This window comes from Gordonia sp. 852002-50816_SCH5313054-c, assembly GCF_001665925.1.
Taxonomy (GTDB): Bacteria; Actinomycetota; Actinomycetes; order Mycobacteriales; family Mycobacteriaceae; genus Gordonia; species Gordonia jacobaea.
In genome coordinates, this window is record NZ_LZTE01000086.1 from 1 (window position 1) to 16,983 (window position 16,983).

Sequence of the window (16,983 nt, forward strand, 5' to 3'; positions counted from 1 at the left end):
TTGTCGTCTAACGCCATGCTCATAGATCTTCCTCTCACTGATGAGCACTGGACTTACACAGACCATCTGACACCCCCTCGGTGGTTCCTGGCTGCGCCGCAAATTCTGGCCTGACACGTCCCGAATCTCATCCGAAGCGTATGGCGACGACCTTGCCGACGCCGTCGATCGCCACGAACGACGACTCCTCGACCAGCTCGCCGCTGGCGAAGCCACCGCGATCAACATCGACGCCCGCCTCAACAACTCCCCCGACCCGGCGGCGCTCGAAGACCTCGCAGCCGCGGTCACCGCCGCCCGATCACCCGCCCGCGCAGTCCTTCTCGGCCCGCCTGGCGCCGGGAAAACCGTCGCATCCATCTACCTTGTCCTCGGTCTACTCGAGCAGCGCGCCCAACTCCGCGGTACCGCCCGGGCACGCACCCCCATCCCGGTATGGGTCAACGCCGCCGGTTGGGACGGCACCGACCTGACGGCATGGCTGGCCTACCGGCTATCGATCGACTACGCCCAAAACGCCAAAGTCATCCGCAAACTCGTCGACGACGGACGAATACTGCCGGTCCTCGACGGCCTCGACGAAATGGACCATCACAACCCCTCAACACCCAACGCCAACGCCGCCCTCGACACACTCAACAGCCCTCCGTGGCGCAATCGGCCCGCCGTAGTCGCCGGCCGCAGCCAACACTTCAACGAACTGCAAACCCGGCGCGGAGATGGCGGCCTCCACGGATCCACCACCATCGCACTGCAGCCGCTCCCCGCTGAGGTCGTCATCGACCACCTCAGCAACTTCCGCGCCGACATCAACGCACCCGCCGGCCCCTGGGACGCGGTGATCGACCGCATCATCGACCAGCCCGACGGGCCTCTGGCTCACGCCATGTCCACACCGTGGCTGCTCACCCTCACCGCCAACGCCCTGCACAACACCCCCGACATCTCCACCCAACTTCTCACCTGCGCCTCCCAAGACAAGATCCGTGCAACCCTGTTCGACACCCTCATTCCCACCGCCGTCGCCCACATCGACCAGACCAACACGAAAACCGCGCACTACACAGCCGACACCGTCCATACTTGGCTCACCACCCTGGCCAACCACCTCAACCGCACCCCCGAAGCAACACTCACCCTCGACCAGGTCGCCGCGATCGGCGCCCACCAGAAACAACGCAACCTCATCGTTGGGCTCGCTGGCGGGCTCGCGGGCGGGCTCGCGGGCGGGCTCGCGTTCGGGCTCGTGTTCGGGCTCGCGGGCGGGCTCGCGGGCGGGCTCGTGTTCGGGCTCGCAGCCGGGTCCTTACGCGAGCCCAAACGCATAGCCTGGCGGGTACCGGGACGATCTCGCTGGCCGAGAGCGCTCGCGGTCGGGCTCGCGGTCGGGCTCGCGGTCGGACTCGCGGTCGGACTCGCGGTCGGGCTCGCGTTCGGGCTCGCGCTCGGGCTCGTGAGCTGGCTCGTGATCGGGCTGGACACGACCGACCGCGACCGCCTGCATCTTGGTCAGGACGAGACGCGGACTATCCACGACGACATTGTGTTCGGGCTCGTGATCGGGCTCACGGGCTGGCTCGTGTTCGGGTTCGCGTTCGGGCTCGCCTTCGGTCTCGCCTTCGGGCTCCCACTCGGACTCGCATCGCTTAGTACGACCTGGTATTACGCAGCAACGTGTATCGAATTCCGGGTGACAGGAGTATCTGCTGCTTGCCCCGCGGTGTTTCTGGATTGGGCGCGGCGAGCCGGGCTACTGCGAGTCAGTGGCGTCGGCTACCAGTTTCGTCACGACACCTTCCAGCAGTGGCTCCTCAACTCTGTCGAACCCGCACGTCTGCCTGACAAGGCGGCATAGCATCGATAGAAGGAATCCTGTTGCAGCGCTTCGCATTCGCCGGGTAGCGGCCCGAGCCGCGTCAGCAACGGCCGACGGTGACCGGTCGGCCGGGCCTGAATCGACCGCCGCCCAGCCGGCGGGGTCTTCTGTGGGTTAAGTCCCACTCGACATCCAGTGGAGGGAACGCACCGGATGGCTACCGTCAGTATGTTCGACCGGTTCACCGGAACCGAGGGTGGGTCACCGTCGCTTCGTCGAGTGCCGTCGGCAGTTTCGAGATGTTCTGCGCCACAAGATCGACAGCTCGGACTGCCGACCGCACAGTTCCACACTGGGCACAACCCCGCGGGCAGCGGTCAGAGGCGACTCGCGCACACGTGACGGACCGACCATGCGGAAAGTTGATGTCGAAGGGCAAGGTGTTGGCGCGGTACTGGTCGCTCATACCTATCGGACGCTTACGCGTGCACCTCGGTTCAATCCGATCGCGATCCTCTTGACGCGAATGGCCTGCGTCTGCCAGCGATCAACCTCGTGTTGGGGACTCATCAGAGCGGAGTCCCCAGATACGGTCCGTCGCAATCAAGGCGCCGTTGCCACCACAAAATCCCAGGCCACAGTCGGAACGACTGTGGCCTATAGTCTGTGGTTTTGTGTCGAACTGCTCTTTGGTGGGCGAAGGGGGACTTGAACCCCCACGTCCCGAAGGACACTGGCACCTGAAGCCAGCGCGTCTGCCATTCCGCCACTCGCCCGTGGCCGCCGGAATCGGCGGGCATGCCGCCGAACTGGGTAGCTCGACGACTGGAGAACGATAGCAACAATGCGGCGCCGATGTAAAACCCGGGCGGGCGGGTGGTCTCGACGGGCTCGACCAGCGGGGTGGGGCTCGACCAGCGTGCGAGGTGGTCTCGACAAGCTCGACCAGCGACAGTGGCGCTCGACCAGCGAGATCAAGCTCGACCAGCGCGCGTGGTGGTCTCGACAAGCTCGACCAGCGGAGCGAGGCTCGACCGGCGAGGGCGGGCTCGGGCAGCGAGTGGTCTCGACAAGCTCGACCAGCGGGTGTGGGCTCGACCCTGAAGCCATAGTTGAAGCTGCGGCGGTTGATCTGAGACGGTGTTAGCCGTAAGTATCGGTATCATCAATCAAGGTCACTTGCACGACGACACGCCACCATGGCTGCGAAGGGAGGTCGACGATGGGAATCCTGCAACGATTCGAGCGCAAGCTCGAGGGGGCCGTCGACGACGGCTTTGCGCGCGTTTTCGGTGGTCAGGTTGCTCCGCAGGAGATCGAGAACGGCCTGCAGCGCGAGGCCGAGGAGTCGTTGGAGAGCCTCGGCGACGGCACGGTGCTGGCGGCTAACAGCTACTCGTTGTTGTTCAGCCCGACCGACCACCAGCACATCGCCACTGAGTACGAGTTGAACCGCAAGACGTTCTCCAAGCACCTGGAAAACTTCATCGCCGACAACGGATGGCAGACGTATGGAAAGGTCGTCGTAGAGTTCGACCAATCGCCGTCGTTGCACACCGGTATCTTCCGTGCCCGTGGTCGGGTCGATCCGGATGCGAGCCCGCGTCCGGTCGGATCCGCTCCAGGCGCGGGTAACGATGCTTCAGAACCACCGCGGGCCGCACGTGGTCGGCCCCCGGGGCCGCAAGCCCAGCCGCCGACTTCCGGTCCGCCCCCACAACCACACGCACCACAACAAGTAGGAGTCCCAGCCATGACGCAGAATCCCGGTTACGACCAGCGGCGAGGCGCAGAACCCGCTTACGACGACGCCCGGGGCTACGGCCAGGGCCAGCAGGAACACGGCCAGGAGTACGCCCAGCAGGGCTACGACTACCAGCAGGGCGGATACGGACAGGGCTACGAGCAGGCTCCGGGCTACGGCCAGCAGGGCGGCTACTACCCGGCGCAGGGCCAGCAGCCCGGCTACGGATACGAGCAGGGCTACGAGCAGCAGGGTTACGCCCAGCAGCCCGGCTACGACCAGGGCTACGCACAGCAGCCCGGCTACGGCCAGGGCTACGCACAGCAGCCCGGCTACGGCCAGCAGGACTACGACTACGCCCAGGGCTACCCGCAGCAGGGTTACGACCAGGGCTATGGCCAGCAGGGATATGAGCAGGGTTACGCACAGCAGCCCGGCTATGGGTACGACCAGGGCTACGGACACCCCGGTGGCTATGCACCCGCCGCGATCACGCTGCTCCTCGAGGACGGCAGCAACCGCACCTTCCAGTTGCGTGAGGGCTCCAACGTCATCGGTCGCGGCCAGGACGCACAGTTCCGCCTGCCCGACACCGGCGTGTCGCGTCGCCACGTCGAGATCCGCTGGGACGGCAGCACCGCGATGCTCACCGATCTCAACTCCACCAACGGAACGACCGTCAACGACGTCCAGGTCAACAGCTGGGAGCTCGCCGACGGCGACCGCATCCGCATCGGTCATTCGGACATCACCGTCCGGTTCCAGTAAGGCCGCTGCACCTGCCAGTTAGCCGGATCGACGCCCGTGGCATCGTCTGATGACGCCGGGCGTCGATACACAACTGTCACTTTCGAATGACGGTGATCGGGACTCTGGCCCATAAGATGCAGTCGGGATCCGTTGTCGCGCGCGAGGCGTCGGCATACGGACGTACTTTGTAGTGACGGATGCGTGGGGAGGTGAGGACTTAGATGCAGGGCTTGGTTCTGCAGTTGACCCGTATCGGGTTTCTGGTCCTCCTCTGGTTGTTCGTCTACGCGGTCATCCGCACCCTGCGCGCCGATATCGCCACTGCGTCGGGCTCGCGCCTCTCCCGCTACACCGGAGCCGACCGGCGTCGTCGAAAATCTGCGACGGCCAAGGGCTCGGCGCGCTATCTGGTCGTCACGCACGGCGCTCTGGCGAATACACGCATCACGCTGGGTCAGCAGCCGGTCCTGATCGGCCGAGCCGACGATTCGACGCTGGTCCTCACCGACGACTACGCGTCGGAACGCCACGCACGGCTCTCGCGCCGCGGCGACGACTGGTACGTCGAAGACCTCGGATCGACGAACGGCACCTACCTCGACCGTTCGAAGGTGACCACAGCCGTGCGCGTCCCGTTGAGCACGCCGATCCGTATCGGTAAGACCGTGATCGAGTTGCGCCCGTGACACTGGTGTTGCGCTACATCGCGCGGAGCGATCGTGGGTTGGTCCGCGCGAACAACGAAGACTCGTTCTACGCCGGTCCCCGACTACTCGCACTCGCCGATGGCATGGGCGGACACGCGGCGGGCGAGGTGGCCAGCCAGTTGGTCATCCAGGCGCTGCGCACACTCGACGACGACGAGCCCGGCGGCGATCTGCTCGCCGCCCTCGACCGCGCAACCCACCGCGGCAACGCGGCCATCGCCGCACAGGTAGAACGCTCCCCCGACCTCGACGGCATGGGCACCACGCTGACCGCGATCCTGTTCGCGGGCAGCAGGATCGGCCTCGCACACATCGGGGACTCCCGCGGCTACCTCTTCCGCGATGGCGAGCTGACCCAGATCACACGCGACGACACATTCGTCCAGACGCTGGTCGACGAAGGTCGCATCACCGCCGAACAGGCACACACCCATCCGCAACGCTCGCTCATCATGCGCGCGTTGACCGGCACCGAGGTCGAGCCGACTCTCACGATCCGCGAGGCACGCGCTGGCGATCGGTACCTGCTGTGCAGCGACGGACTCTCCGACGTGGTGAGCGAGGAGACCATCTCCGAGACGCTCGGCTCCATCGACGACGAGAAGGAGTGCGCCGACCGCCTCATCGAACTCGCGCTGCGCGGCGGCGGCCCCGACAACGTCAGCGTCGTGCTGGCCGACGTCGTCGACACGCAGTACGGCGAGTCGCGACCCATCGTCGGCGGTGCGGCCGGCGACGACTCCGAGCAGAACTACACGCCCGACCCCAAGACCGCAGCAGGTAGAGCCGCAGCACTGCGTCCACCGGCAGCCGCACCCCAGCGCCCGACGATCCTCACCGATGACGACAACGAACCCGCGCAGCGTCGAAGTCGTTGGGGTCGTTGGATATTCGCAGGCATTGTGGCGCTGGTCATCGCCGCGCTGATCGCTGGTTTCTTCCTCACGCGCGGACTGTTGCGCAGCACGTATTACGTCGGTGAGGACAACGGCAAGGTCACCATCTTCCAGGGCTCGCCCGACAAGATCCTCTTCTTCTCGTCGAGCAAGGCGTCGGAGAAGGTCTGCGTCACCAACGTCGCGACCGACGCCCCGACCGTGAGTTTCCAGTCGGTCGACAGCAAGGACGAGTGCCGCCAGCTGAGCCTCTCCGACCTCGACTCGGCAAGCGTGAACACCGTGCGCACGTACGGGGTGAGCAAGGTCGACCTCGACGACGCCCGCAACCGGGTGCGTCGACTCACCTTCCTGCCCCTGTGCCAACCCGCGCCGAGCACCACCGAGCCCACACCGGCACCGGGCGCGACACCCGGAGCCCCGACACCCGGCACTCCGCCTCCCGCGAGCCCCGCTCCGAACACCGCACTCCCCGCGCGGTTCACACTGCCGCCGGTCGCCGAGCCGTCGAGTCCGGCGCCGTCGTCGACGCCTGCCCCCTCCGCCTCGACGCCTGCGCAGCCTCAGTTCGACGACGGACCGTGTCGGGAACCGTAGATGTCGCAGCCGTCGAATCCGCAAGCGCAGCACGCGCCGCCGCGTGAACCGGCCCGCCAGACCGGGCGCACCGTCGAGATGATCCTGTTGATCTTCGCGATCGGTGTGGTGACGATCGCCTTGATCATCGTGCAGGCCGCTCAGGGTCAATCGTTGACGTGGGATCTTCTCAAGTACGTCGCCGCCTACACGGTGCTGTTCGCGATCGCACACCTCGTCGTGCGGCGGTACGCGCCCCACGCCGATCCGGTGCTGCTGCCAATTGTGGCCGCGCTCAACGGAATCGGGCTCGTGCTGATCCATCGACTCGACCTCGGGTCAGGTCCGCGCGGCGAAGAGATCAGCCCGACCGAGCAGACCAACAACGCCGATCAGCAGCTGTTATGGGCGCTGCTCGGCATCATCGCGTTCGCAATGATCCTGATCTTCATCCGCGATCACCGGACGCTCTCGCGCTACGCGTACACACTCGGCCTCGGCGGCGTGATCTTCCTGGCGATCCCGGCGATCCTGCCGTCGTCGATGTCGGAGATCAACGGGTCGAAGAACTGGATTCGCACCCCTCTCTTCAACATTCAGCCCGGCGAGTTTTCCAAGATCCTGATCATCATCTTCACCGCGGCGTTGCTGGTCTCCAAGCGCGACCTGTTCACGACGGCGGGCAAGCACTTCCTGGGCATGGACCTACCGCGCGCACGCGACCTCGGACCACTGCTGATCGCGTGGTTGGTGACCATCGGCATCTTCGCCCTCGAGAACGACCTCGGCGGGCCGCTACTGATCTTCTCGACGATCCTCGCGATGCTCTACGTGGCCACCGGCAGAGCGGGCTGGGTGGCGATCGGTGTCACCCTTTTCGTCGCGGGGGCGGTACTCGCGTACCAGTTGTTCCCGCATCTGCAGGTGCGCGTTCAGGTGTGGCAAGACCCCTTCGCCACCTTCGACACCACCGGTTATCAAGTGGGACAGAGCCTCTTCGGGCTCGCTACCGGCGGGCTGTTCGGCACCGGACTCGGCTCCGGGCGCCCCAACATCGTTCCGTTCGCCAATACCGACTTCATCATCGCGACCATCGGTGAGGAGCTCGGCCTTGTCGGGCTCACCGCCGTGATGATGCTCTACCTGATCTTCGTGATGCGCGGTCTGCGCACGGGCGTCGCAGTCCGCGACAGCTTCGGCAAACTGCTGGCAACCGGCCTTTCATTCACGATGGCCGTGCAGATCTTCGTCGTCGTCGGTGGCGTCACCAAGCTCATCCCGCTGACCGGTCTCACGACGCCGTTCGTGTCGTACGGCGGGTCGTCGTTGCTGGCGAACTACATCCTTCTCGCGCTACTGATCCGCGTGTCCAATGCCGCGCGCGAACCCGACCCGACGAAGCGTCGGCCCACGCCGAAGCCCATCGAGTCGCTGCCGACACAGGCGGTGCGGCAACCATGAACGCTCCGATCCGCCGGGTGTCGATGGTGGTCATCGTGATGATCATCGTGTTGCTCGCCAACGCCACCTACGTTCAGGTCTTCAAGGCCGACGCCCTGAAATCCGACCCGCGCAACAACCGCGTGCTGCTCGACGAGTACTCGCGCCAGCGCGGTGCGATCACCGCAGGCGGCGAGGTCGTCGCGGTGTCGGTGCCCACGGACAGCAGGCTGAAGTTCCTGCGCAGCTACCCACCCGAGGGTGCCGAGGCGTTCGCGCCGGTGACCGGCTACTTCTCGTACCAGTACGGCAGCACCGAGGTCGAGCGCTACGAGAACTCGTTTCTCTCCGGAAGCGACGACCGGCTCTTCGGGCAGCGCTTCACCGACATGTTCTCCGGGCGGGATCCGCGTGGCGGCAACGTCGTGACGACGATCAATCCCCGTCTGCAGCGCGTGGCCTACAACCAGATGCGCAACGGCTGCAGCGGCGGTTGTCGCGGTGCGGTCGTCGCGATCGCGCCGAACACCGGCAAGATCCTCGCGATGGTGTCGACGCCCAGCTACGACCCGAACAAGCTCGCCAGCCACGACCAGTCGGTGCGCGAGACGGCCTGGTCGTCGTGGAACGACCCCAACGGTTCGGAGCCGATGCTCAACCGCGCGATCAACCAGCTCTACCCGCCGGGGTCGACGTTCAAGGTGGTCACCTCGGCGGCGGCGCTGCGGGCAGGGGTGTCGCCCGACGTGCGCCTCACCGCGGCGTCGCAGTTCCCGCTGCCCGACACCACGATCTCGCTACCCAACTACGGCGGCGAGACATGCCCGGAATCGTCCGGCGGCACTGTCTCGATGGTCACGGCGTTGAAGTACTCGTGCAATACCGCCTTCGCCGACCTCGTGACGAACAAGATGCCCAACGCGACGTCGAATTTCAAAGACACCGCTCGACGCTTCGGCCTCGACGAAGCCGGACCGGAGATTCCGATGCCGGTCGCGCAATCGACCGTCGGCGAGATCCCCGACCGCGCCGCGCTGGCGCAGTCGGCGATCGGACAGCGTGACGTGCGCCTGACCCCGCTGGAGAACGCGATGATCGCAGCGACCGTCGCCAACGGTGGGGTGCGGATGCAGCCCTATCTGGTGGATAAACTGCAATCGGCAGATCTGCGCACGCTGAGCACAACTCAGCCGACAACGATTAACGAACCGATCACCTCCGACCAGGCGGCCACGCTGACAAGCATGATGGTCGAGTCGGAACGGGCAACCGCGGGAGCGGGCGGCCCGGTGTCGATCGCGTCGAAGACCGGCACGGCCGAGCACTCCGACACGAGCGCAGGTGGCGACTCGGAGACCCCGTACTCCTGGTACATCGCGTTCGGACCGTCGTCGAATCCGCAGATCGCTGTCGCCGTGATCGTGGAGAACGGCGACTACGGTGTGAACTCGGTCGGCGGAACCGTCGCCGCACCGATTGGACGAGCTGTGATCAACTCACTGGTGGGAGGTGGACGATGAGCCTGCAGAACGGCACGATCATCGCCGACCGTTATCGCCTGATCCGGCTCATCGCGACCGGCGGCATGGGACAGGTCTGGGAGGCCGTCGACACGCGACTGAACCGTCGTGTCGCGGTCAAGGTGCTCAAGGCCGAGTATTCCGACGACCCCGAGTTCACCGCTCGCTTCCGCACCGAGGCGCAGACGACGGCCAAGCTGAACAACCCCGGCATCGCGAACGTCTTCGACTACGGCGAGACGCCCGACCGCGCAGGTGGCGGCCCTCTGGCCTATCTGGTGATGGAACTCGTCGACGGCGAGCCGCTGAACTCTGTCATCTCACGACTCGGACGGCTGTCGCTGACCAACACGCTCGACATGCTCGAGCAGACCGGTCGCGCGCTGCAGGCCGCGCACACCGCAGGCCTCGTGCACCGCGACGTCAAGCCCGGCAACATCCTCATCACGCCCGCGGGCCAGGTGAAGATCACCGACTTCGGCATCGCTAAGGCGGTCGACGCCGCACCGGTCACCCAGACCGGCATGGTGATGGGCACGGCCCAGTACATCTCGCCCGAACAGGCCACCGGTGACGAGGCGACCGCGGCGTCGGATGTCTATTCGCTCGGCGTCGTCGGATACGAGGCGCTGACGGGGCGCCGACCATTCCTTGGTGATGGCGCGATCACCGTCGCCATGAAGCACATCCGCGAGACCCCGCCGCCTCTGCCTGCGAACGTGCCTGCGTCGGTGCGCGAGCTGATCGACATCACGTTGTCGAAGGATCCCAAGCAGCGCTATGCCAACGGTGGCGAGTTCGCCGACGCCGTGGCCGCGGTGCGTGCGGGACGTCGACCTCCTACCCCTGGCGGCACCGGAGCCATCGGTGCTGCCGGAGCCGCTGCGGCGGGCGCCGCGGGTGGAGCCGCGCTCGCACGCGGCACCGGCGCGACCCGCGCGATGACGAGCGGTGTGCCGCCCACGGGGACCGCACGCAGCGCGACGCAGGGAACCGGTCGGGCCCCGACGGCGTACGGCCAGACCTCATATCCGCAGTCCTCGTACGGTCAAACCTCGTACCCGCAGACGTCGTCGACGCCTCCGTCGAACAACAACAACGGGTGGACCACCGGCCAAAAGGTGCTCGCGGGTATCGCGGGAGTCCTGCTGCTCGGCGCCATCGGACTGATCGGCTTCTGGCTGGCGAACCTGGATTCGGGATCGTCGGAGACGCCGACGCCGTCGACGACGGTCACGCAGACCACGACCGCTGTCCCGACCACTGCCGAACAGCAAGAACCTGAGACGACGACGCGCGAGCAGACCACGACGACGCGTCGTCCGACCACCACCGAGCGACCGACGACCGAAGAAGAGACGACCCAACAGGAGACCGAGGAGCCGACCACAACCGATGGCGACTCCGGTGCACCCACCGTGACCGGACAGTTCTGTCCGCCCTTCTGTCTGCCGAGCCGATGACAGCGACCCCGCACCACCTCTCCGACCGCTACGAACTGGGCGAGACGCTCGGTTTCGGAGGGATGTCGGAGGTGCACTTCGCTCGCGACCTCCTGCTCAACAGGGACGTCGCGATCAAGGTGCTGCGTGCCGACCTCGCACGTGATCCGTCGTTCTACCTCCGCTTCCGACGCGAGGCGCAGAACGCCGCGAAGCTCAATCACCCGACGATCGTCCAGGTCTTCGACACCGGCGAATCCGAGACACCCGACGGGCCGCTGCCGTTCATCGTGATGGAGTACGTCGACGGCGAGACACTGCGGGATGTGTTGCGCGCCAACGGTCCGGTGTCTCCGCGGCAGGCCATGACGTGGATGGCCGACGTCGCCGCGGCCATGGACTTCAGCCACCGCAACGGGATCGTGCACCGCGACATGAAGCCCGCCAACGTCATGATCGACAAGGCCGGCGCGGTCAAGGTGATGGACTTCGGCATCGCCAGAGCCATCAGCGACTCGACGTCGACGATGACGCAGACGTCGACCGTGATGGGCACCGCCCAGTACCTGTCGCCGGAGCAGGCGCGCGGCATCAAGGTCGATCCGCGCAGTGACATCTACTCGATGGGCTGCGTGCTGTTCGAGTTGATGACCGGCGAGCCGCCGTTCACGGGTGATTCGCCCGTCGCCGTCGCCCATCAACACGTCCACGAGGACCCGCCCTGGCCGTCGTCGATCCGACCGGAGATCCCGCGCGAGCTCGACTCCGTCGTGCTCAAGGCGATGAGCAAGAACAAGGAGAACCGGTATCAGTCGGCCGCCGAACTGCGCGCCGACCTGATCCGCGTGCTCGCGGGTGGCCGCCCGTCGGCTCCGCTGCTGCTGACCGACGAGGATCGTACGGAGTTCCTCGACACCGGTCCTCGACGCGCGGCGCGCGGCTCGGACGGTGGCGGCACCGGGGGTGGCGGCGGCGACGGCTCCGGCGGTTCGGACGGCAACGCTCCTCGACGCTCCAGTGACAACACCCCTATTCGACGCCGGTCCCGCGGACTGGTCCTGGGATCGGCCGCGCTCGTGGTGCTGCTGCTGGCAGGACTGCTGCTGTGGTGGGCTCCGTGGGCGTCGGAGAGTGCGCGGCAGATCGCGGTGCCGTCGGTGAGCGGCTTGTCGTCGCAAGACGCCGAGAGCAACCTGCTGCGTGCGGGGTTCAAGGTCAAACAGCTCCAGGAACCGAGCCTCGACGTCAAGGCCGGGACGGCCACCAGGTCGGCGCCGGGCGCGAACGTACTGGCACCCGACGGCTCCGAGGTGACGCTGTACGTGTCGTCCGGGCCTCCACGGCATCAGATGCCGTCGATGCAGGGCAAGACACCGGAGGAGGCGACCGACGCGCTGAAGGTGCTCGGATTCACCAACATCCGGACCGACGAGGTCGATTCGACGGCCGCACTCGACGGCAAGGTCGTGAGCACGACGCCCGCGTCCGGAACCAACGCCGCGGTCAACAGCCCGGTCGTGCTGCACGTCGGGTCCGGGCCTCGCCAGGTGACCGTGCGCGACGTCGTCGGTATGCGTGAGGACCAGGCCCGCACGCTGCTCGAGCAATCGAATCTGAAGATGGTCGTCGTGCAGGGTGACTCTGATCGGCCTGTCGGCGAGATCATCAGCTCGTCCCCGTCCGCCGGAACATCGGTTGACGAGGGCAGCACGGTTCAGGTGACAGTCTCGCGCGGCAACCAGTTCACGATGCCCGACCTGCGCGGTCTAACACCCGAGCAGGCACGCTCGACGCTGCAGTCGCGCGGATGGTCGGATTCGACGCTCACACAGTCGACGAAAGGCGTGCCGCTGGGCAGTCCGGACATCGGCAAGATCATCGACCAGCAGCCTGCCGCCGGCTCGCAACTGAGCCGCAACGACGCCGTCACGGTGACCGTCGGGCAGCTCAGCCTGTTGCCGAACTAGGGCTCGAGCGGTCGGTTCCTGCAGGGGTCGGCCCAGGCTCGCCCGTCAGCCCAGCGCGGCGGCCATCTCCTGTTCGAGCGCGTCGACCAGACCGGGGTCGACCTTGATGCCCGCGACGGCGAGCCAGTTGGCCAGCATCCGGTGTCCGCCCTGGGTGAGAACGCTTTCCGGGTGGAACTGGACGCCGTGGATGGGCAGGTCGCGGTGGCGCATGGCCATGACGATGCCCGTGTCGGTGCGCCCGGTCACGACGAGTTCGTCGGGGATGGTCTCGGGGAGCACGGTGAGCGAGTGATAGCGCGTCGCGGTGAACGGATCCGGCAGTCCGGCCAGGACTCCGTCGTCATCGTGGATGACCTGCGACGTCTTGCCGTGCAGGAGTTCCGGTGCGCGGTCGACCGTCGCGCCGAAAGCTGCGCCGATCGCCTGGTGTCCGAGGCAGACCCCGAGCAGCGGGATTTCGTCCGACGCCGCGAGCCGCACCAGCGGGATGGTCGCGCCCGCGCGCTGCGGGGTGCCGGGGCCTGGGCTGAGCAGCACGGCGTCGAATCCTTCGACAGCTCGACGCAGTGATTCCGTGGTGAACTCGCCGTCGGCGTCGGAGAGGACCGGGTCGTCGTTGCGCCACACCGTGACGTCGAGGCCGGCTGGGCTGCCTAGTTGACCGAGGTATTGGACCAGGTTGTAGACGAAGCTGTCGTAGTTGTCGATGACGAGCACGCGGCCCAGGGGCTGCGCGGATCCGTCGACGGCGGGCGTATTCACAGGCTCAGGTTACTCGGGGCGCCGCGGGGTGGTCTCGACAAGCTCGACCAGCGGGTGCAGCTCGGCCAGCGGGTGCAGCTCGGCCGCCGTGGTCTCGACAGGCTCGACCAGCGGATGGGCCCTTCCCGCTGATTGAGCCGGCCGCGAGCGGAGCGAGCAGCCGAGTCGAAATCACCAACGGGGTCTCGACAAGCTCGACCAGCGGGTGCAGCTCGACCAGCGGGGCAGCTCGACCAGCGGGGCAGCTCGACCAGCGGGGCAGCTCGACCAGCGGGGCAGCTCGACCAGCGAGCGGGGTCGGACGCGGCGACCAGGTGAGATACCGTGTAAGGCGAGTGATCTGCACCCAACAGAGGAAGTCATGCCGAAGTCTAAAGTCCGGAAGAAGACCGATTACACGATCAACCCGGCGTCGCGCACGCCGGTCAAGGTCAAGACCGGTCCCTCCAGCAGCATCTACGTGGGCGTCATGCTCGGTCTGATGCTCCTCGGCCTCGCATGGCTGATCGTCTACTACCTTGCTGCGAGCTCGACCACCTACGGCGGCGAGGGCCAGGTTCTCCACTGGATGGCCAACCTCGGATCGTGGAACTTCCTGATCGGCTTCGCCCTGATGGTCGTCGGCCTTCTGATGACCATGAGATGGCGCTGACCTGCGACAACAGGCTCGGACAATCATCCACAGCCGTTAATCACATGTGTGTAATTCATCCCCACTGTGAGTAACTGCTGTGGATAACCGTTCCGACTTGTCCACAGGCGAATGGTCGACGCCGCGACCTGCTGCCGCCGCACTGCTGGTCGGCGGCCTACTTCTCGTGATCCTTGGCGTGATCGCGGCGTCGGATCCCGCCGGCATGGTCCTGATGGTCGTCGCAGGCGTGCTGCTGCTGGCGTTCGGCGCGTACGCGTGGGCGATTCGACCGCGCCTCGCAGTCAGTCCCGGCCCAGTCCTCCACATCCGGACGCTATCGGGCACGCGTGACTGCACACCCGCACAGGTCGATCAGATCAAGGTGCTCAACATCCGCCGCATCGGACGTCGTAGCGGGCAGCTCGAGATCGACGTGATCCCCGACGACGCCGCCCCGACAGATCAATCGGACGGTCTAAGACTCGACACCAAGCTCTACGTCTTCGGCCGCTGGGATCTCGGCGCCGCACCCTCCGACGTCGCGGTGCAGTTGCGTCAGGCCGGGTTCGACGTCGACGGCTGACTCGTCTCGAACACCGTCGAACTACGTCGCGAGGCCGAATTACATGTGTGTAATTCATCCCCACTGTGGGTAACTCCTGTGGACAACTAACTGAGCTATCGATTGCGGGTGTCGTGGAAGCCTGCTCAGAGCAGACCCGACCTCGAGCTTCCGGCGATGATGCCGAGCGCGATCGCAACGATGAGCAGCACGATCAGCGCGATCCACCCCACTCGCGAAGCGTTGTGCTGGGTACGCGACTCGTCCGGCAGAAGCCGAGCGGGAAGGTAGATGACAGCGGCCGTCGCGGCGGCACCGAAGACAAGACCACCCATGTGGGCGGCCAGCGAGATCCCGGGCATCGTCACCGAGAAGACCAGGTTGATCACGATGATCGTGATGACTCCGGTCGGGGAAATTCTGGCCTTGAGGACGATCACGAGCATTGCGCCCATGAGTCCGTAGATCGCGCCGGAGGCCCCGGCACTGCGGACGTTGCCCGCCTCGAACAGCATCACCGCGGCGCTTCCGCCGAAAAGAGCGATGAAGTAGACCATCAGGTAGCGACTGTGTCCGAGTGCTGTCTCGAGGTCACGGCCGAGGATGTAGAGCGAAATCATGTTCAGCGCGATGTGCATCACGGTGAAGTGGAGAAAACCCGCGGTGAGAAGTCGCCAGTACTCGCCGTTGGCGACGTCGGCTCTGACGAGGTCGCCGTGCTGGAAGAGAGGCGCGAGCCCGGCGTCGAACGACTTTGCCTGGATCACGCAGAGCGCGAAGATCACGACGTTGACGGCGATCAGCGCATAGGTGCCGATCGGGGTATTGCGCGTGGCCGTCGGCGTCGAGATCTGTGCGGTTTCGACGCTCGACGCCGCGCGCCGCGACCCGTCGTCGCCGCGACATTCGACGCAGTGTTGCCCGACGGCGGCCGGGGTGAGGCACTCCGGACACGCCGAACGCCCGCACCTGCTGCAAGAGAGCAGGGTCGGGCGATCGGGGTGCCGGTAGCAGACCTGCGACGCGCGCGTCGGTTGCTGCGGTGTGTTCAGTTGATCTCGATCTTCTCGATGACGACCGGGTCGAGCGGACGGTCGGCGCGGTCGGTGGAGGTCGTCGCAATAGCGTCGACAACCTGCTGCGATGCGGGATCGGTCACCTCACCGAAAATGGTGTGGCGACGGTTGAGGTGCGGCGTCGGTCCGACGGTGATGAAGAACTGTGATCCGTTGGTTCCCGGTCCGGCGTTTGCCATCGCGAGGAGGTACGGACGGTCGAAGGAGAGCTCCGGGTGGAACTCGTCCTCGAAGCGGTATCCGGGGCCACCGCGGCCGGTGCCCGTCGGATCGCCGCCCTGGATCATGAAGCCCTCGATGACGCGGTGGAACACCGAGCCGTCGAAGAACGGTCCGGAGTTGCCTCCGGAAGCGTTGGGCTCGCTGTACTCCTTGCTGCCATCGGCGAGGCCGGTGAAGTTGGCAACGGTCTTGGGTGCGTGATTTCCGAACAGGTCGACAACGATGTCACCGCGGTTGGTGTGGATGGTCGCGGTCTGCGTTTCAATACTCACGCCCTCCATACAACCACCTCAGCGCCGGTAGGTGTCAGAAGTGGCATCCGCCCGCAGCGAACTGGCACGCTGTGCACATGCAGAAGAAGCAGGTGCTCGCCATCGCAGGGGGACTCGCGCTGGTATCGGCCGTCGCGGCAGCCGTCGTCGTCGTACTCCGTCGGAGTCGGCAGGAGCCGCCGCCGATCTCGGCAACGGTTCCTCGGATCGATGAATTGCCGACGACGATCACCGCTGGCCCCGAGGCCGGATAGCCCGTCGGGAAGGTCACGTAGTCGACGGTCCATGCGGTCTCGGGACACCGGTGCAGGTAATTTGGACCCGTGAACTCCGACGACACCCGATCCGACGACGCCGACAGCGAGTCGGGCGTGAACCGAGCATCGGGGTGGTTTCCCCTGTCGAAGGACGACGCAGCGGCTGCCGACAGGCCGTCGCAGCCGACAACAGACTCGGAATCACGACCCGCGCGTGACAGCGTGGCCCCGGCCTCCGCGCCGTGGGAGCGCGCGAACGGACCGTCATCGGGCTGGTCGGTGCGTCCGGACGCACGCGGCGGCGCGCCTTCGGGCCGCGACAACGGGCCTATTAAGC

14 protein-coding genes and 1 tRNA gene are annotated in these 16,983 nt (G+C 66.2%); 10 read left to right on the forward strand and 5 right to left on the reverse strand.

Translation table 11 applies throughout. The features are described from left to right. The first annotated feature begins 583 nt into the window (after positions 1-583). The gene (locus A5788_RS24155; protein ID WP_064907323.1) at positions 584-1,855 is read left to right on the forward strand and encodes a hypothetical protein; all 1,272 of its coding nucleotides are present in this window, start codon (positions 584-586) and stop codon (positions 1,853-1,855) included. A 651-nt stretch (positions 1,856-2,506) separates the two neighbouring features. Here A5788_RS24155 and A5788_RS22190 read toward each other — a convergent pair. Then, positions 2,507-2,592, reverse strand: a tRNA-Leu gene (locus A5788_RS22190). A 446-nt stretch (positions 2,593-3,038) separates the two neighbouring features. Here A5788_RS22190 and A5788_RS22195 point away from each other — a divergent pair. The 7 genes from A5788_RS22195 to pknB all read left to right on the forward strand — a co-directional run bounded on the left by A5788_RS22195 (position 3,039) and on the right by pknB (position 12,858). Then, the gene (locus A5788_RS22195) at positions 3,039-4,328 is read left to right on the forward strand and encodes an FhaA domain-containing protein (protein WP_064867961.1); all 1,290 of its coding nucleotides are present in this window, start codon (positions 3,039-3,041) and stop codon (positions 4,326-4,328) included. 203 nt (positions 4,329-4,531) lie between these two features. Next, positions 4,532-4,996 carry an FHA domain-containing protein FhaB/FipA gene (locus tag A5788_RS22200; protein WP_064867964.1) on the forward strand — a complete coding sequence of 155 codons (465 nt, stop codon included), beginning with the start codon at positions 4,532-4,534 and terminating at the stop codon, positions 4,994-4,996. Next, on the forward strand, positions 4,993-6,510 hold the full coding sequence (locus tag A5788_RS22205; protein ID WP_064867967.1) for a PP2C family protein-serine/threonine phosphatase: 1,518 nt from the start codon (positions 4,993-4,995) through the stop codon (positions 6,508-6,510). The genes A5788_RS22200 and A5788_RS22205 overlap by 4 nt, the downstream gene beginning before the upstream one ends. Further along, positions 6,511-7,950 carry an FtsW/RodA/SpoVE family cell cycle protein gene (locus A5788_RS22210; RefSeq protein ID WP_049699172.1) on the forward strand — a complete coding sequence of 480 codons (1,440 nt, stop codon included), beginning with the start codon at positions 6,511-6,513 and terminating at the stop codon, positions 7,948-7,950. After that, positions 7,947-9,449 (forward strand): peptidoglycan D,D-transpeptidase FtsI family protein, encoded by a 1,503-nt coding sequence (locus A5788_RS22215; protein WP_049699173.1) that lies wholly within the window; start codon positions 7,947-7,949, stop codon positions 9,447-9,449. Before A5788_RS22210 ends, A5788_RS22215 begins: the two co-directional genes overlap by 4 nt. Continuing rightward, positions 9,446-10,912, forward strand: coding sequence for a protein kinase domain-containing protein (locus A5788_RS22220; protein ID WP_064868180.1), 1,467 nt, complete (start codon positions 9,446-9,448; stop codon positions 10,910-10,912). The genes A5788_RS22215 and A5788_RS22220 overlap by 4 nt, the downstream gene beginning before the upstream one ends. Next, positions 10,909-12,858, forward strand: coding sequence for a Stk1 family PASTA domain-containing Ser/Thr kinase (gene pknB, locus A5788_RS22225; RefSeq protein WP_064867973.1), 1,950 nt, complete (start codon positions 10,909-10,911; stop codon positions 12,856-12,858). The genes A5788_RS22220 and pknB overlap by 4 nt, the downstream gene beginning before the upstream one ends. A 45-nt stretch (positions 12,859-12,903) precedes the next feature. Here pknB and A5788_RS22230 read toward each other — a convergent pair whose 3' ends face one another. Beyond that, positions 12,904-13,587, reverse strand: coding sequence for an aminodeoxychorismate/anthranilate synthase component II (locus A5788_RS22230; RefSeq protein ID WP_064868027.1), 684 nt, complete (start codon positions 13,585-13,587; stop codon positions 12,904-12,906). A gap of 397 nt (positions 13,588-13,984) precedes the next feature. On the opposite strand from A5788_RS22230, the gene crgA reads away from it, so the two are divergent. Both crgA and A5788_RS22240 read left to right on the forward strand, forming a co-directional pair. Continuing rightward, the gene (crgA, locus tag A5788_RS22235; protein WP_005205869.1) at positions 13,985-14,275 is read left to right on the forward strand and encodes a cell division protein CrgA; all 291 of its coding nucleotides are present in this window, start codon (positions 13,985-13,987) and stop codon (positions 14,273-14,275) included. Positions 14,276-14,354: 79 nt separating this feature from the next. Beyond that, complete coding sequence (locus A5788_RS22240; protein ID WP_064867976.1) at positions 14,355-14,840, forward strand: hypothetical protein; 486 nt, start codon at positions 14,355-14,357, stop codon at positions 14,838-14,840. 125 nt (positions 14,841-14,965) lie between these two features. On the opposite strand, the gene A5788_RS22245 is transcribed toward A5788_RS22240, so the two are convergent. The 3 genes from A5788_RS22245 to A5788_RS23970 all read right to left on the reverse strand — a co-directional run bounded on the left by A5788_RS22245 (position 14,966) and on the right by A5788_RS23970 (position 16,969). Continuing rightward, positions 14,966-15,670, reverse strand: a complete 705-nt coding sequence (locus A5788_RS22245; protein WP_064867979.1) for a rhomboid family intramembrane serine protease — start codon at positions 15,668-15,670, stop codon at positions 14,966-14,968. Between the two features lie 197 nt (positions 15,671-15,867). Then, the gene (locus tag A5788_RS22250; RefSeq protein ID WP_082937800.1) at positions 15,868-16,398 is read right to left on the reverse strand and encodes a peptidylprolyl isomerase; all 531 of its coding nucleotides are present in this window, start codon (positions 16,396-16,398) and stop codon (positions 15,868-15,870) included. A 25-nt stretch (positions 16,399-16,423) separates the two neighbouring features. Beyond that, positions 16,424-16,969, reverse strand: a complete 546-nt coding sequence (locus A5788_RS23970) for a hypothetical protein (protein WP_064867982.1) — start codon at positions 16,967-16,969, stop codon at positions 16,424-16,426. Between the last annotated feature and the right edge of the window lie 14 nt (positions 16,970-16,983).

Excerpts from the sequence above, each read along its gene's own strand:
- A5788_RS22250 (WP_082937800.1), bottom strand. The coding sequence starts at position 16,398 with ATGGAGGGCGTGAGTATTGAAACGCAGACCGCGACCATCCACACCAAC.
- A5788_RS24155 (WP_064907323.1), top strand. The coding sequence starts at position 584 with ATGGACCATCACAACCCCTCAACACCCAACGCCAACGCCGCCCTCGAC.
- crgA (WP_005205869.1), top strand. The coding sequence starts at position 13,985 with ATGCCGAAGTCTAAAGTCCGGAAGAAGACCGATTACACGATCAACCCG.
- A5788_RS22195 (WP_064867961.1), top strand. The coding sequence starts at position 3,039 with ATGGGAATCCTGCAACGATTCGAGCGCAAGCTCGAGGGGGCCGTCGAC.
- A5788_RS22215 (WP_049699173.1), top strand. The coding sequence starts at position 7,947 with ATGAACGCTCCGATCCGCCGGGTGTCGATGGTGGTCATCGTGATGATC.
- pknB (WP_064867973.1), top strand. The coding sequence starts at position 10,909 with ATGACAGCGACCCCGCACCACCTCTCCGACCGCTACGAACTGGGCGAG.
- A5788_RS22200 (WP_064867964.1), top strand. The coding sequence starts at position 4,532 with ATGCAGGGCTTGGTTCTGCAGTTGACCCGTATCGGGTTTCTGGTCCTC.
- A5788_RS22220 (WP_064868180.1), top strand. The coding sequence starts at position 9,446 with ATGAGCCTGCAGAACGGCACGATCATCGCCGACCGTTATCGCCTGATC.
- A5788_RS22210 (WP_049699172.1), top strand. The coding sequence starts at position 6,511 with ATGTCGCAGCCGTCGAATCCGCAAGCGCAGCACGCGCCGCCGCGTGAA.